This is a genomic window from Spirochaetota bacterium (assembly GCA_030154445.1).
Taxonomy (GTDB): domain Bacteria; phylum Spirochaetota; class Brevinematia; order Brevinematales; family Brevinemataceae; genus Brevinema_A.
On the sequence record JAGUQW010000011.1, the window covers coordinates 156,883 to 173,726 of the forward strand.

The window sequence follows — 16,844 nt, forward strand, 5'->3', positions numbered from 1 at the left end:
CTTTTTATATAGACTGTGATTTACATTAATCCAAATGCTCTTGGTAAAAAAAGACTGATTTCTGGTATAAAAATAATCAAAAATAGAGTAATAATCAAAACAATAAACATAGGAATTAATTTTGAGAAAACTTCTTCTATTTTGATATTAGATAAGCTACAACCAACAAATAAGGCACTTCCTACGGGAGGGGTACAAAGACCTATACAAAGATTGAATGTCATGATGATACCAAAATGAACAGGATCAAATCCTATTTGTTTAGCAATAGGTAAGAAAATAGGAGTAAAGATGAGAATAGCAGGTGTCATATCCATAAAAGTTCCTACACATAATAGAATAAGATTAATGAGAAGCATTATTATGATAGGATTGTTAGAAACACTTAATAATCCTTCAGCAATAATTTGAGGAATTTTGGAATAAGATAATACCCAAGACATAATAGAAGAAACACTAATGAGAAATAATACAATACCAGTCATACTAACGGTTTCTATAACAATTTCTTTTAATTTTTTGGCATTTAATGACTTATATATTACAGATAAAATTAAACTATACAGAGCGGCAATACCAGATCCTTCTGTAGCAGTAAATACACCACCAACAACACCGCCAATAACAATAACAATCATTAATAAGCTAGGTAGGGCTTTAATTATTATTTCTTTTTTTTCTTGAAAAGAGATGCTTTGCTGTTTTGGATAATTTTCTTTGATTGAAAAAAACATTGCAACCAAAGATATGCCCAAGCCCATTAATATACCAGGTAAATAACCAGCTAAAAATAAAGCAGCAATAGAAGTCCCTCCACTTACCAAGGAGTACACAATAAAAGTGTTACTTGGTGGGATGAGAAGCCCAGTGGGACAAGAAGCAATATTCACGGCAGCAGATAGTGCAGGATCATAGTTTTCTTTTTTTTGTAAAGGATCAATGATTTTACCAACGGCGACTTCAGCAGCAATTGCTGATCCTGATAATGCTCCAAATAACATATTTGAAAGAATATTAATTTGAAAAAGAGGGCCTGGAAGTTTTCCTGTGAAGAGCTTTGTAAAATTAATCAATCTCAAGGCTAATCCGCCAGTATTCATAATAGAACCTGATAGAATAAACAAAGGAATAGCTAACAAAGAAAAAGAATTTAGTGCATTAACAACAGTTTGGGCTGCTGTTAACAAAGCCATTTCAGGTGGTAAAAACATGAACATAACACTCAAAGATGAAATTGCAATAGCGATAGATATAGGAGCTCCTATAACAAGCAAAACAACAAAAACAGAAAGTAAAGTAGTAATTTCAATATTCATTTATAGTATCTCCTTATTATTTATAAGTGTCCAAAAATCATAAATTTGATAAAATAAAATCAGACAACCACTAATAGGTGAAATAGCATAAACTATCCACATAGGAATTGCTAAAACAGATGATTTTTGAGTACTAGCAATAAGCATTAGTCTATAACCACCATATATCAATAAAGCTATTGAAAGGATAGTAATTAATACTATAATAAAAATTTTAATAATGAATTTTAATTTACTAGAAAATTTATCATAAACCCATGTTAATGATAAGTGTCTATGAGTACCAAAGCTATATGTAGCACCAAGTAATCCCACCCATATTAATAAGAAACGGACTAACTCTTCCGTGAAAGTTGCAGGCATTTTTAAAATATATCTTGAAAAAACTTGCCAACAAACACAAAAAAGCATAGTGAATAATAAACTACTTAATAAAGTAATAAGAACTTTATCAATCTTTAATTTGATTGTTGTAAAATGATGCATAAAATCTCCAGTATTTTATTGTTCTAAAGAACGAATATGATCTAACAATTTTTTGAATTTAGGATCTTTGGCAGCGATTTCGTCTTGTAAAGGTAATACTAAATCTCTGAAGGGTTTTGTATTAACTTCTGTAATTTTAATGTTATATTTTTCTTTTGCTTGAGTGAGAGCGTCCATTTCGGCATCGTTCCAAACAGTACTGAAATATGCTATTGTTTCATTAGCTGATGTACGGAACATATCTTTATCTTCTTCAGATAGTTTATTCCAAAAAGGAGCACCAACAACAAGAAAGTCTGATAATCTTAAATGTTCATTGAGAGAAAAATATTTAGCAACTTCTCCATGTCCTGTTTGTACGAGAGATGGGGTATTATTTTCGGCACCGTCAATAACCCCTTGTTGTAATCCTGTATATACTTCAGAAAAGTTTAAAATAACAGGAGTTCCACCTAGACGCTGAATCATTTGTATATGAGTTGGAGAATCCTGAACACGAATTTTCATACCAGCAAGATCTGCAGGAGTAGTGATTGCTTTGCTTTTGGTATAAAAACTACGAGCCCCACCTTCTAAGTAAATAAGAGTTATAAATCCCTGATTAGAAGAAGCTTCAAAAATATCACGCACTTCGGTACTATCCATTACGCGTTTGTAATGTTCATAATCTTTGAATATATAAGGTAAATTTAAGATGGAATAAATATTATCAAATCCTTCTAAGGCAGCAGAATTAATATGTCCAAATTGTAATACTCCAGATTGAGCTAATTCTACAGAAGCTTTTGATTCTCCAAGCTGAGCACTTGGATAAATTTCTATTTCATAGCGTCCTGCTGAATTGGATTTTACTAATTCAGCAAATTTTTGATATGCTAAATCTACTGGATATCCAGTAGCGTGATTGTGTGATAGTTTTAATACTTGTGTTTTTGTATTCGCTGTGTCTGTTGATTTTTCGTTTTTACCACAAGCTCCTATTAATACTAGAGTGACAATTAATAAAGTTATATTTTTTTTCATATAAATTTCCTATTATATAAGTTAGGTTATTCATTATATTATTTACTATATTAATTAAAAGAAAGATATATTGTTATTTGAATATTTTAATAGCACTTTATTAATATTAATTTTTATTCTGTAAGAGTATTACTATCTTTTAGCTCTTGTCTACGTTTTTTTAGTGTTTCTGTAATATGTTGAACTTGATCTTTGTCAAGATGATAAAATAACATTAATACTATTGCTATTATTAATGTACCTATACCAGGAAGAAGACTAGCGTATACCTTAATGGCTTGAATAGTTTCAATAGATTGTGTTGGTTGATTTGCAATATATTTTACCCATATTAATACATAAGCTCCAAAAAATCCAGCAGCAGCTTGACCTATTTTACGAGAAAAAGAATAGATCGCATAAATAGTACCCTCTTCACGTTTTCCTGTAAGATATTCATGATTATCAATACAATCAGGTATAAAAGCCCAAGTAAGAAGAGTGTTAGTAGTCATACCACACATACCTATTCCCATTAAAATAAAATAATGATAAACATTAGTGATTGGTAATAAAAAAAATAAAAATGAGCATATACTATAAATAAATAATCCTCCAACAGCAGTAGATTTTTTACCAAATTTAGCTACTAATTTTTTTAGAAATAAACTAACAATTACCATAGCAATAACACCTAATAATCCATTAAGTACTAAAGCATTAGTATTTTGGAAATAATCTTTAAAAAGGTAAGGTCCTAAAGTACCTAATACAAGAAAAACTCCAATAGATGTCATACCTGAGAACATTTGTAATAATAGAGGTTTATTTCTAAAAATATCTTTCATCGTTACAAGAAGATCTATTTTTTTAGGACCTGTATAAGTATTTACAATTCTTTCTGTAGTTAATTTGTAACATATAGTATAAAAAATCATACTTAATATACCGAATATAACTGAAACTTTAAAAAATCCTTCTGCTTGAGGCATTCGATTTTCATCGAATACAAAAATAGGAATCAACATACTTATTGTTAAAGAAGCAGCGACGGCACCATAAGATCTAAACATAGAAAGAGATGTTCTATCTATTTCATTATCTGATATTACAGAAGCTAAAGATCCATAAGGAATATTAATAGCAGTATAACTCATTCCAAATCCGATATAAGTAACATAAGCATATATTAATTTGATATATAAAGGTGCATCTAATAAAGATGAAAAAGTTGCAAAAGAAAGCATACCAAATATTATTACAGGCATTGCCATTCTTAGAATCCATGGACGGAATTTACCCATGGGAGTTGGTTTTTGATTGTCGATCCAAGTTCCTAGTATTGGGTCATTGATAGCATCCCAAACTCTAGCCAATACTAATAATAAACCCACGGAAGCAGCGCTGATACCTAGAATATCTACATAAAATAAAGTTAAATAGGAGGCTGTCAAAGAAAAGAATAATCCATTTGCGAAATCTCCACAAAAATAACCTATCTTATCTTTAAAACCAAAAGGTTTTGTTGTTATATTCATTTTTTTTACTCCTGATTAATTAGTTTGAGTAAGATTAATTAAAAAAACAATTCTTTCTTTAAAAGAGTTCAAAGAAAGAATTGTTGATAATTTATTTTTTGTAATTAAAATTAGGAATAGATCCCCAACGATCTTTTAAATAATGTGCTGCAAATTTGGGTTTTCTATCTCTGGTAAAGACTCCCTTTTTGTTGCCTTGAGCACGCATAACACCTTGTGTTGTTGCAAAATCCGCAAAATTCCAAATTTGTTCGCCAATAAAAGTTGGGAATGTATCAAAGACTTCATGATGCATTTCGAGATATTCTTTTTGATATTCTTCTGTAAATGCTACAGAAGTTGTATCATGCATTCCAGCAATAGTATCTGCTCCATATTCAGTAAACATAATAGGTTTGCCAGGGCAGCGTTTCCCCCAAGCTTCTAGTTCTTTAGTTAATGCAATACGCCCATCTTCGATTTCTCCATTGAAGATATACCAACTATAATATCTATTTAATGCCAAAACATCGGTAATATCTGCTATTTGACAAACATCTGGAGTACTCATCATATGAGTTACAATAGTAATAGGTCTTTTTTGAGGATCTAAAGTACGAGTAAGATCATAAAGCTCTTGATGATATTCTTTTGCTCCTACCTCTTCTGTTGCAGATTCGTTAGAGAGACTCCACATCACTACACAAGGATGATTTTTATCTCTTTTTACAAGTTCTTCCATTGCTTGTCTATGTTGAGGCATTGTTTGTATTTTTTCCCAAGTGTTTACTTTTTCGTGTTTTCCACCCATAAGTGAAAAACCAAAATTCATATGAACGGCTACTGCTGCACATTCATCAATAACAACAATACCTTCTCTATCTGCTAAACGCATAATTTCTTCGGAATAAGGATAATGAGAAGTACGGAATGAGTTTGCATTGATCCATTTCATAAGAGAAAAATCTTTAATATACATTGCTTCGTTGAGACCACGCCCATTTATATGAGCGTCTTCATGTTTACCAAATCCTTTAAAGTAAAAAGGCTTGTTATTAATAAGGAATTTGCCATCTTTGACTTCTATAGTACGAATTCCAAATTCTTCATCATATATATCTGTTCCAAAATTAACACGCAGAGTATATAAATAAGCATCTCCAGGATTCCATAATTTTGCATTAGGAATAGTAATTGTCCCCTTTGCTCCAGCAGCTTTAGCCACTGATTTTTTATTTTTATCTAATACTTCTACAGTTATAGATCCTGATCCTACTGTTTCTATAGAATAATCAATAACTCCGTCTTTGCCTTTAATACTAGGCACGATAGAAATATCTTGAACAAAATCTCTAGGAGTGGTATAAATACGAACAGATCTATTAAGTCCTGCATAGTTGTAAAAATCAGGCATACCATTATAAACTCTTTTTTTACCTGATGGAGTATCCATTAAAGTCATTCCACTTGCTGGAAGTGTTGTCCAATCAGTAATATTACAAATAGCAATAGTTAGTCTATTACTACCTTTTTGTAAGTATTGGTTAATTTCTGTTTCGAAAGGAATAAAACCACCTATATGTTCCATGATTAATTTTCCATTTAAGTATACTTTGGCTTTGTGGGTAGCTGCATCAATTCTAAGTAAAATTCTTTCTGAAGTTTCTCTTAAAGAATTAGGAACAGTAATATCTTTTTCATACCACATCCAACCTATATGATCTCTAAAATCTTTACCTTCATGTAGATCATTAAACGATGCTGGTACAGCGATAGACATAGGTTCTGTTAATGAATTTTCGAACCATTTTTCTGAAAACCCTTTTCCTTCGTCATTTTGATTTTGATCAAGTTTGAAGTTCCAAATTCCATTTAATGAAATAACTTGACGGCTTTCTGTCATAATAGGATATAGCATAGTATGCTCCTTATATTATTAATAGTTTAATGATCTAATAATTCACTTTTAATTTAATCTATCCAGGTTATATTGTAATTAATACCTACTTTAAATTCTAAAGCAAGTCTATGATCTGGAGCTCCAGGGAATCCGTTTTGTTTGCCAAGACCCAGTACAAATACTCTAGGTTCACCAAATACACTCCAATTTTTATTAATATAAAAATTAAAACGAGGATTAAAACGCATCATCATAGCACTTGCAGGATCGGTGACCATCCCACTAGCATGAAATACTGGAAACCAAAACAAGACTGTTTCCAACTGAAGTCCAAACCAAGATACTGGTTTCATAAGATAACGAAAGCGTAGTTGACCGTCAGTCATAATATATTGATTCATTATTTGACTACCATCTTTAGTTACATATCCGGTACCATTAACCATAATACCTTGTTCTAAAATTATAGTGATACTATTATCAACAAATCCCCTAGGAGGTGGTACTTTCCATGTTTGAAATATAAACATAGAAAGTTTTCCTGTAAGATCTATACCGAAAGATACAGGTCCTAATTGAATGGCTGCACCAATAGTAGCAGATTTTGGTAATTTACCTTCATTTGGATCTATTGGTACTAAAGATCCAGGTTGAAACTTTGCTAATTGATACTGAAATTGAGCTGTAAAACCAAATCCTAGCCAAGGTACATTTGGAAGCATATGTATGTAATTAGCTTTCATATCCAAACATGGCTTTAAACCGGATGATGCTAGATCTGGTGCTAGACTATCACCAAAAGTAGATTCTACATACATATTAAACATTCTAAATCCGATTCTTGGTTTTGTTTCGGTAGTTTCTTGTGCATAATTATTATTTATTAATGATATTGAAATAATAAATGTTAAAAATAGTTTTTTCATAATTACCCCCCATTGTGTAATTATAAAAAATTATATAAATTTATACGTATATCTATTGAAGCTGTTAAGATGAATTTATTAATTTCTTATTTAATTAGTGTTTATTAATTTCTTATTGATTTCTTATTGACTTTTTAATTAATGTGTAATTAACTGATTTATGTTCTTATTTAATATTTATTTTTAATTAATATGTGATTAACTAATTTGTGTTCTTATTTATTTTCTTATTATTAAATAATAATAAATGTTTTATATTTTGAAATAATGATGAGCATTATTATAGCTGATATCTTTGACGATAGTACCTAAATAATTCAAATCCATAGGTACTTCTCCTTCTTCTGCCCATGATCCTATCATATTACAGAGAATTCTTCTGAAATACTCATGGCGAGCAAATGATAAAAAACTACGAGAATCAGTGAGCATACCTACAAATTGTGTTAACAATCCCAAACTAGATAAGGCTATTAATTGTTTTTGCATACCATCTTTTTGATCATTAAACCACCAACCTGATCCTAATTGAATTTTTCCAGGAGTATTACCTTGGAAGTTACCTACCATTGTTCCTAGCATTTCGTTATCTCTTGGATTAAGAGAATAAAGAATAGTTTGTGGTAAAGAATCAATCATATTCAAAGAATCTAAGAACGCAGATAATTCAGGAGCATAGTTTTTGTCATTGATAGAATCAAATCCACAATCAGCACCTAAAATATTAAACATTTTGGTATTATTATTTCGTAATGCACCTATATGCAGTTGCATTACCCAATGATATTGATTGTATAGTTGCCCTAATTCTATAAGCAGATAACTTTTGTATTGAACGATTTCTTGGGTACTCAATACTTCATTATTTAATGATTTTTTAAAAATATGAGCAACTTGATTTTCTGTAAAATCTCTGGTGAATACGAATTCATCCAAGCCATGATCCGAAATAGTACAACCATGTTTTTTGAAGTAGGAAGCTCTGCCTTTTAGAGCAGAGACTAATTCGGAGAGAGAAGTGATAGAGAATCCACATACGGAAGATAATTTTTGAATATAATCTTTGAAACTGTTGAGCTCTATTTTTAGAGCTTTATCAGGACGCCAAGAGGGAGATACTTTGCATTCAAAATTACTATCAGCGATAGCTTTATGGTATTCAAGAGAATCTATAGGATCGTCTGTGGTTCCAATAAATTTAAGATTGAATTTTCTTACCAGATTTTTTGCAGAAAAAGTATCTTGATTGATGATATGATTTGTTTGTTTATAAATTGCATCAGATGTTTCTGGTGTAAGTAGTTCTTCTATATTGAAATAGCGTAATAATTCTAGATGAGTCCAATGGTAGAGAGGGTTTCCTAGAGTTTGGGGAAGCACTTTTGCCCAAGTATCAAAACGCTCTTTATCATGATTTGGATCACCTAAATGCCCTGTAATTGCTGTTTCTGAAAAACCGGCAGATCTAATAGCACGCCATTTGTAGTGATCTCCGTCTAACCACATTTCTGTAATAGAACGATAATGCTTGTCTTCTGCTATTTCTTGAGGAGACAAATGGCAATGATAATCAATGATAGGCATATCTTTGGCATAATCGTGATACAAATATTCTGCAGTTTTATTTTTTAATAAAAATTGATCTGTAATGAAAGTTTTCATAGGGGTTGTCCTTCACTTTATTTTGTAGATTCAAAAGCATCCCAGATACCTTGTAGGTAGGTAGCCCCCAAAGCTCTATCATAAAGCCCATATCCAGCAAGTCCTGTTTCACCCCAAATCATTCTACCATGATCTGGTCTTATGGGACCGTCAAATCCTGCATCAAAATATGCTTTAAGAATTTTAGTAAAATCAATATTTCCAACATCATTAGTATGTTTTACTTCTGAGAAATCATGATCGCCATCAATACTTACATTACGGGCATGTGCAAAGTGAATGCGTTTTTGACTTGCAAATGTTTTGACCATATCAACACAATCATTCTCAGGAGAAATTCCTAAAGATCCTGTGCAAAAACAAAGACCGTTTTCGGGAACATCAACAATAGAAAGAACTCTCTCTAAAGCTGCTTTATTAGTTATAATTCTTGGTAATCCGAAAATTGACCAAGGTGGGTCATCGGGATGAATAGCGAGTTTGATTTTGTTTTCGTGTGCGATAGGGGCGATGGCTTTTAAAAAATATTCTAAGTTTTTCCAAAGCCCTTCATTATCTACATTTTTATAAGCTTCTAATAATCCACGAAGCTCTTGATTATTATATTTTACCCATGCTGGTAGAGTGAGATCTGGAGATGTTGGATCCATAGCCATGATATCTTTATGTTTGTAGGTTAGGGCATTAGATCCATCAGGAAACGGAGTGTTGAGTGATGTTCTTGTCCAATCAAATACCGGCATAAAATTATAAGTAATCACTTCTAAACCTGCTTGAGCAAGATTTTTGATAGTAGTGATATAATTATCTATATATTCATCTCTTGAGCCTTGTCCTAATTTGATATCTTCGTGTACAGGTACACTTTCAATCACTTTGAAATTTAATCCATAAGATTCAATGTTTTTTTTATAAGATATAATTTTTGCCAAATCCCATGCAGCACCTGTTGCTTCATCATGTAAAGAACTAACAATTCCTTTCATTTTTGGTATTTGCCGAATATAATTTAAATTAATAGGATCATTTGGTCCATACCATCTGAATGTCATATACATAATATCCCCCTTATTTTTGTATATATTTATACGCCTGAGTAAGCAGAATATCCACCATCAATAGGCATATTAATTCCACTAATAAATCCACTTGCTTCATCAGAAGCTAAAAATAAAATAGAACCTATAAGATCTTGAGGAACACCGAATTTAGCCATAGGAGTTCCTAAGATAATTTTGTTTGCTCTTGCAGAGTAAGATCCATCTTCGTTTCTTAACAATTTTTCATTTTGATGGGTTTCAAAAAATCCAGGAGCAATGGCATTTACACGAATCCCTACAGGAGCTAAATGTGTTGCTAACCATTGTGTGAAGTTACTTACAGCAGCTTTTCCAGCACTATACATAGGAATTTTGGTTAAAGGGATAAAAGCATTCATAGAAGAAAGATTAATAATATTTCCTTTTTGTGCTTTTACCATTTCTTCTCCAAATACTTGACAAGGTAAAATAGTTCCAAATAAATTAAGATCCATAACCCAACGCATATTTTCTAAAGGGAGATCAAAGAAAGTTATATCGCCTTCTTTTTTGTTTGATAAAGTGTCTGGCATACAATTTTCCATAGTTGTTGTTGCCAAAGGAGAGTTACCACCAGCGCCATTAATAAGAAGATCGATTTTCTCCCATTTTGTCATAATTTCATCTTTTGCTTTGATGATTTCATCTTTGTTAAGAACATCAAATACTACAGCCATGGCTTCTCCACCAAGATTTTCAATTTCTTTTACAATATTTTGAGCGCTTTCTAATGTTCTATCTGCTACAACTACTTTTGCACCACATAACGCTAATGCTTTTGCCATTTCACTACATAGGATTCCACCAGCACCTGTTACTATCGCTACCTGATCTTTTAAATCTACTTTAAAAGGAATATTCATATATTCTCCTTATTTGAATTTTTTTAAGTTGTTTAAAATTATTATCTTTTGACGATCAGTGATATCTTATATATTATAAAGTTAGCTTTGATTTTTGTAAAGTGTAAAATGTAATAGTCATAATATTCATTTAATTCTTTATTTTTAATTGATTTAGATATTAAAGATATAATAATAATATTTTTGTTTTGCATAAATAGGTTTTAAGAAATATTATTTATTAAAGATTATATGTATATAATATAAACAAATAGCAGTATTGTTATAATAAAGTATACAGCACAGATATGACATAATTCATCTAAAGCTGTATAATACATTATAAAGATTTTGAAAGGAAGTTAGAATAGAGTACTGAAACTAGATATAATCAAAAAAAAACTGAATTATTATTAATAATTCAGTTTTTTTTTGATTGGGCGTTGTAGGAGTCGAACCTACGACCCTCTGCGTGTAAGGCAGATGCTCTAGACCAACTGAGCTAAACGCCCTCTTTAATGAAATATATTATAAAATATATATTATATTTTGTCAATAGTATTCTTCATGTTTTTATCATTCTTTTATTAAGATAATAAAGATTGGCACATAGATTGTATATTTGCTTCTTTAAAAAATCCACCACCCATTACAAACCAATCTAATCCAGCTTTTTTTAATTCTAATATATTTTTTTGTGAAATACCACCATCAGCTTGGATAATAATATTATCTCCACATAATTTGCGCGCTTCTTGAATCTTGATAACAGATTCTGGAATAAAGGATTGAAAAGAAAATCCAGGTTCTACACTCATAATCAATAAAAGGTCAAATTCACCTAAGAATTCTTTTAGCACGGTGATAGGAGTTGTTGGTTTTATAGATATGCCAGCAAGAATATTTTTGGATCTTATTTGTTGTAGTATTGATTTAATCAGAATGGGATTACCAGCTTCTAAATGTACTGTTAGTACAGAAGGATTTAAATCCAAATATGTCTCCCAATGTCCTGGTAAATCAATCATTAAATGAATATCAGCTTTGATATTAGGCGTTGATTGAATTATTTGTTGGATAAATAATGGTCCAAAAGAAATATTAGGCACAAAATGATTGTCCATAACATCATAGTGGATCATTTGAATATCATGTTGTTTAATTTTTTCTATTTCAGATTCCATTTTACTAACATCGGCTGCAAAAATAGAAGGTAAAATTTGTAATGTTCTATTGACCATATTCTTTACTACCTATAATATCATCATTAGCATATACATAAATTTTAGCTTTTCCATAAGCTTTGAAAACACGAATAAAGGAAGAACCCTCAGCCCCCATTCTTTCATAAAGAGTACGCGTTCTACCAAGTTCATCTTCTAAAACAGCTTTATAAAATTTAGCTGTTTGTTTTTCTCCATCAGAGCTATCCTCTAAAGTACCATCCTCATTAGTGATAATAATTTGTTGTTGATAACCCTCTACTTTCGGAATATTAAAATGAAATACATACCAGTTTAATTTTTCTTTGTCACCTTGATTGTAAGCATAAAGACCTACTTTTAACACAACACTAGTGTTTTTCATTAAAATTTCACCTTCTACAGTACTTTGCTCTAAGATTATGCCATCGTCTGCTAAAGAATCAACATTAACGGTAACAATAATAGGTGTTATATGATTATTAAATAAAGTGTTAGCTGCAAATTCTAAAGGTTGTCTTATAAAATTATCCATTTTATATTGATTCTTTAGGATAGCATCGGTAATTGTGATTACTAATACAGTATCTCTTGGTACCGTAGATCCTATAGGAAGACTCATAGCCACTACTTTGTTTAATTCTTTATCGCCCACTGGAATAACTTGAATACTATAAGGAATACGTTCTTGATTTAAAAGATTAACAGCCGTTTCTTTGTTTAATTGACATAGTTCAGGAACTACATACAAATCTCCACCTAAACTAATTGTAAGATTCACTTCTCGTCCTTCACGCACGGAAGATCCTGAGGCAGGATATTGTTTAATAACTTGATATTTTGGATGAGTATCATCGTAGGTAATATCAAATCTTGTTTTTAAGCGATTGGATTGAAGAATAGTGATAGCCTCGGTAATATCTATTTTCGCAACAGAAGGTACACGAACCGTAGGAATTGATATTCTTACTATAGTAAATGAGATAATAAAAATTATAAAGATAACAACTAATACAGATCCTAATGTTAAAAATAAAAATCTAACCAAACGAGGATGTTCAGCAGGATTTTCAGGAATAAAATATTCTGACCATGTTTGAGGATTACTCCATTGAATGATGAATTGTTTAGTATTTTTAAAATATATTATGAAGTTAGTTTTTATTTTTGTAAGTATAATTTCTAAATTTTCTTTATTAATTTTCATCATAAATAAATCCTCTTTGACTACTGTATTTTCATTTTAGTATAGATCCTATTTTTAATCTATTACCATTTACAAAATCTTTTCCGCTTAAGGCTTTTTTGTTTGGAGCTTGTATTATTTTTAAGGAGATACAATTTTCATAACAAGACACGATAATATTATTATTTTCGATCGCTAAGATTTCACCCTCTATGTTAGAATTTGCTAAGGGGTGTAATTCACACTCTATAATTTTAATATTCCCTAACTCTAATGGTAAAAAGATACCAGGTTTTTCTTTAAGAGCACGAAAAGCATTATATATCTCATCAGCACTCATAGAAAAATAAACAATTCCATCTTCTTTAGAGATCAATTTGGTATAAGTCGCTTCATTATGATTCTGAGGTATAGGAGTAACAATATTTGCTTGAATTTTTAAAATACTTTGCTTTAAAAGCTCAGCACCATTAAGAGTTAGTTTTTGTTCTAAGATTGTATAATTATCATCGGGATCAATATTTACCATGCTCTGATCTATAATATCACCCTCATCCATGCCTTCAGAAATAAATTGAACAGTGTTACCTGTTTGTGTAAGACCTTGCCAAAGAGCATATTGTATAGGAGCTGCCCCCCGTAATTTTGGTAAGAGTGAAGAGTGTAAATTAATTGTATTATATTTGGGAATCTCTATCAAATCTTTAGGGATTATTTTGCCATAAGATACAATAATATGTAAATCAGCATTGAAGCCTCTAAGCTCTTGATGAAAATTGGTATTATTTTTTAATTTTGCTGGCTGTAGTATCGGTATATTATGTTGTAAAGCAAGTTCTTTTATAGGGTTGAAACGGGATTTTTGTTGACCTCTTCCAACAACAGAATCGGGCGCAGTTACAACAGCAACAACTTCAAATGATTCTATCATTTTTTGTAAAGGTACCATAGAAAATTGACTGTTTCCAAAAAATATGATTTTCACAAGAGCCTTCTATTCTAAAATTTCTGGTAATATTTTTTTATTATCTACTATATATTGTTTGATTCTATCTCTATTTTTTTCATATTCTGTAGCTGAAAAATAATCAATAAACAATTTTCCGTGTAGATGATCAAATTCATGTTGAAGGACACGAGCAAAAAATCCTGTAGTTTCTATTGTTCTCATTGTCCCAGAAGGTACCATGCCACGCATTTTTATTTTTATAGGACGAGATACATTGCCACGAATATCAATAAGAGAAAGACAGCCCTCATTATCTAAGTCTGTTTTTTTAGAAGTATAGATAATTTCAGGATTGATAAAAGTTACTTTGTTGCCTATATATTTTCTTTCTTTTGTAAGAGCAAGATCGGCAATAAAGATTTGTTTTTCTATACCTATTTGAGGAGCAGCAAGTCCCAATCCCCCAACATGTTGAAGGGTATCTTTGAGATCTTGAATAATTTGTAGTATTTCATCATTAATTTCTATTACTTTTTGTGCTGGTCTACGCAAGGCTGGATGCCCATAAGACACGATTTGTTGTATAGCCATGATATTTCCTTGTTATCAATCTAATAATTTTGTAGCAATAATTTTTCCAGCACCATAGATATAGTTGTTTTTATAAAATACTGCGTATTGCCCAACAGTAATGATTTCTTGAGCTTCTGATAAGGTGACTGCTATTGTATTTTTATCAATAAAACTAATATTTCCAGGGATACGAGAAGATCTATATCTGGTTTGTATATCCCATTCACCATCTTGTAATTTGGAAGAAAAAATATTAAGATCACTAACTGTAAACTCAATACTTTTTGGTTTGTCACCAAGGGTTATCTGATTATTTGGAGCATCAATTTTTCTGATGAATATTTTTTTTCCTACAGCTATCCCAAGTCCTCTTCGTTGACCAAGTGCATAAAAAGCTACACCTTCATGAGTACCGACATTCTTACCATCAAGAAGCATCATGCCTTCATTTTTGGGAACACCTTGTTGTTTTAGGTAATTTCTATAGTCATCATCTACAAAACAAATATCTTGGCTTTCCACCTTATCTCCATTAATAGGAAAAGTAGTAGAATTAACAATATCTCTGACTTCGTGTTTTTCTTTGTTGGCAAGTGGAAAAATCAAATAGGGTAAAATTTCAGGTTTGAGAAGTGCTAAAAAATAAGATTGATCTTTGTTTTGGTCTTTTCCTGCTTTGAGAAGATATTCTCCATCAATGAGTTCTACCCCTGTGTAGTGTCCCATTGCTACATAATCAGCACCATTTTTTAGAGCAAAATCTACAAGAGCACCTAATTTTACAAATCGATTACAGAGCATACAAGGATTAGGAGTTTCACCATTAAGATAGCTATTTAAAAAAGGTTCTCTTACCATTGTTTTGAATACTTCTGCCAAATCCAAGGTGATATGTTCTATACCTAAACCAAAACATACTTGTTTTGCTACGATTACTTCTTCGGCAGAACAACACTTTCGAGAAGATTTGCCTAAAAAAGAGCTTTTACCTGTTTGTAATTGTTTTTCTTCTTTGCCTAATCCGACAAAAGTAACACCAGTAACTTTGTAGTTTTGATCAAGAAGTATCTTTACAGAAGCAGAGCTGTCAACTCCACCGCTCATGCCGATGAATACATGTTTTTGTTTGTTAGTTATTGTCATTTATTTCTTCTTAAGATTGGTAATTTTTTCGCGTAAAAATTCTAAAGCTTTTTTAGGTTGACCTTCAGGAAGATTTTCTAATAAATCAACAAATTTGATATCTTGAGGGAGTGTTTGAGCCCTATTAATTTCTATAAAATCAATAGCTTCTTGATCTGAAATTTTGTCTAATAAACGCAGACCATCGTTGGAAAGAGAACAAAGATAATAGAGATTGCTTAACTTGGCAATCACAAAATAAGATCCTAATCCTGCAGGAACAGTAGCAAGAACTTCTATAGAATGACCAGCAGTAGACAAAGATAAAGCGTTTCTTTTGAAGAAGAATTTTAATAAGATCCATGTTAAAAAAGCAAGTATTCCTGTTATTAATAAAACTCTTAGTAATGTCATTGCTGGAGTTTCAGTATCTGTATCTGGAGTATTTGCACTATCTACACCAACATAAAAATTATCTAAAAATTCACTGTTATTAGTGTCTTCAAGAGAGTTTGTTAGAGGAGAATCGTTAGGATTTGTAGTATCTTGTGTAAAAGATAAAGAAGAGGAAAATAATAAAAATAAGGTGATAAATATAATTTTTTTCATATCTATATCATAGTATATAATGCCTAATATGTCAATATTCAAATAATGAGGCTATCTATTATATTATATTATTAAAGATAGATGGACGATATTGATAATTTTTATAAAAAATATTAATTTTTCTTATAAAATTCCGATAATCTAATTAAGGAAGATTTATTTAAATGAAAGAGTGGGAAAATATGACAAATAATAAGAAAATTTTAAGAAAATACGGCTTTTTCATAATTATGGCACTTTATATGAGTTTAGTTACTATACCGATTGTATCACAAGATTATGAGTATGAAGAAGAAGCTAGTTACGAAGAAGAGGTTGATGCTGATTATGGGGAAGAAGCTAGTTACGAAGAAGAGGTTGATGCTGATTATGGGGAAGAAGCTAGTTACGAAGAAGAGGTTGATGCTGATTATGGGGAAGAAGCTAGTTACGAAGAAGAGGTTGATGCTGATAATAATGCTCCTGAAGCAGGA

At 31.0% G+C, this 16,844-nt stretch carries 16 protein-coding genes and 1 tRNA gene; 1 reads left to right on the forward strand and 16 read right to left on the reverse strand.

Going from position 1 to position 16,844, the window contains the following annotated elements; translation table 11 throughout:
* Positions 1-20: 20 nt before the first annotated feature.
* From KFW21_05690 to KFW21_05765, 16 genes are all read right to left on the reverse strand, one after another.
* Positions 21-1,316: a TRAP transporter large permease subunit gene (locus KFW21_05690; GenBank protein ID MDK2818923.1), complete on the reverse strand. Its 1,296-nt coding sequence runs from the start codon at positions 1,314-1,316 to the stop codon at positions 21-23.
* Positions 1,317-1,802: a TRAP transporter small permease gene (locus tag KFW21_05695; GenBank protein ID MDK2818924.1), complete on the reverse strand. Its 486-nt coding sequence runs from the start codon at positions 1,800-1,802 to the stop codon at positions 1,317-1,319. It lies immediately after the preceding gene.
* 15 nt (positions 1,803-1,817) lie between these two features.
* Positions 1,818-2,825 (reverse strand): TRAP transporter substrate-binding protein, encoded by a 1,008-nt coding sequence (locus KFW21_05700; protein MDK2818925.1) that lies wholly within the window; start codon positions 2,823-2,825, stop codon positions 1,818-1,820.
* Between the two features lie 113 nt (positions 2,826-2,938).
* A complete protein-coding gene (locus tag KFW21_05705) occupies positions 2,939-4,342 on the reverse strand; it encodes a glycoside-pentoside-hexuronide (GPH):cation symporter (GenBank protein MDK2818926.1) in 1,404 nt (467 codons plus the stop codon).
* Positions 4,343-4,433: 91 nt separating this feature from the next.
* Positions 4,434-6,239: a beta-glucuronidase gene (gene uidA / locus KFW21_05710; GenBank protein MDK2818927.1), complete on the reverse strand. Its 1,806-nt coding sequence runs from the start codon at positions 6,237-6,239 to the stop codon at positions 4,434-4,436.
* A 53-nt stretch (positions 6,240-6,292) separates the two neighbouring features.
* Positions 6,293-7,147: a hypothetical protein gene (locus KFW21_05715; protein MDK2818928.1), complete on the reverse strand. Its 855-nt coding sequence runs from the start codon at positions 7,145-7,147 to the stop codon at positions 6,293-6,295.
* Positions 7,148-7,399: 252 nt separating this feature from the next.
* Positions 7,400-8,809, reverse strand: a complete 1,410-nt coding sequence (gene uxaC / locus KFW21_05720; GenBank protein ID MDK2818929.1) for a glucuronate isomerase — start codon at positions 8,807-8,809, stop codon at positions 7,400-7,402.
* 17 nt (positions 8,810-8,826) lie between these two features.
* Complete coding sequence (locus tag KFW21_05725) at positions 8,827-9,867, reverse strand: mannonate dehydratase (protein MDK2818930.1); 1,041 nt, start codon at positions 9,865-9,867, stop codon at positions 8,827-8,829.
* Between the two features lie 26 nt (positions 9,868-9,893).
* A complete protein-coding gene (locus KFW21_05730) occupies positions 9,894-10,751 on the reverse strand; it encodes an SDR family oxidoreductase (protein ID MDK2818931.1) in 858 nt (285 codons plus the stop codon).
* Between the two features lie 416 nt (positions 10,752-11,167).
* Positions 11,168-11,242 (reverse strand) — tRNA-Val (locus KFW21_05735).
* 75 nt (positions 11,243-11,317) lie between these two features.
* A complete protein-coding gene (locus KFW21_05740) occupies positions 11,318-11,971 on the reverse strand; it encodes a ribulose-phosphate 3-epimerase (GenBank protein ID MDK2818932.1) in 654 nt (217 codons plus the stop codon).
* Positions 11,961-13,142: a PASTA domain-containing protein gene (locus KFW21_05745; GenBank protein ID MDK2818933.1), complete on the reverse strand. Its 1,182-nt coding sequence runs from the start codon at positions 13,140-13,142 to the stop codon at positions 11,961-11,963. Before KFW21_05745 ends, KFW21_05740 begins: the two co-directional genes overlap by 11 nt.
* A gap of 28 nt (positions 13,143-13,170) precedes the next feature.
* Positions 13,171-14,103 (reverse strand): methionyl-tRNA formyltransferase, encoded by a 933-nt coding sequence (fmt, locus tag KFW21_05750; protein ID MDK2818934.1) that lies wholly within the window; start codon positions 14,101-14,103, stop codon positions 13,171-13,173.
* A 9-nt stretch (positions 14,104-14,112) separates the two neighbouring features.
* Positions 14,113-14,658 (reverse strand): peptide deformylase, encoded by a 546-nt coding sequence (gene def / locus KFW21_05755; protein MDK2818935.1) that lies wholly within the window; start codon positions 14,656-14,658, stop codon positions 14,113-14,115.
* Between the two features lie 15 nt (positions 14,659-14,673).
* A complete protein-coding gene (mnmA, locus tag KFW21_05760) occupies positions 14,674-15,783 on the reverse strand; it encodes a tRNA 2-thiouridine(34) synthase MnmA (GenBank protein MDK2818936.1) in 1,110 nt (369 codons plus the stop codon).
* Positions 15,784-16,371, reverse strand: coding sequence for a hypothetical protein (locus KFW21_05765; GenBank protein ID MDK2818937.1), 588 nt, complete (start codon positions 16,369-16,371; stop codon positions 15,784-15,786).
* A gap of 164 nt (positions 16,372-16,535) precedes the next feature.
* On the opposite strand from KFW21_05765, the gene KFW21_05770 reads away from it, so the two are divergent.
* On the forward strand, positions 16,536-16,844 hold a 309-nt coding region (locus KFW21_05770; GenBank protein MDK2818938.1), incomplete at its 3' end, for a hypothetical protein.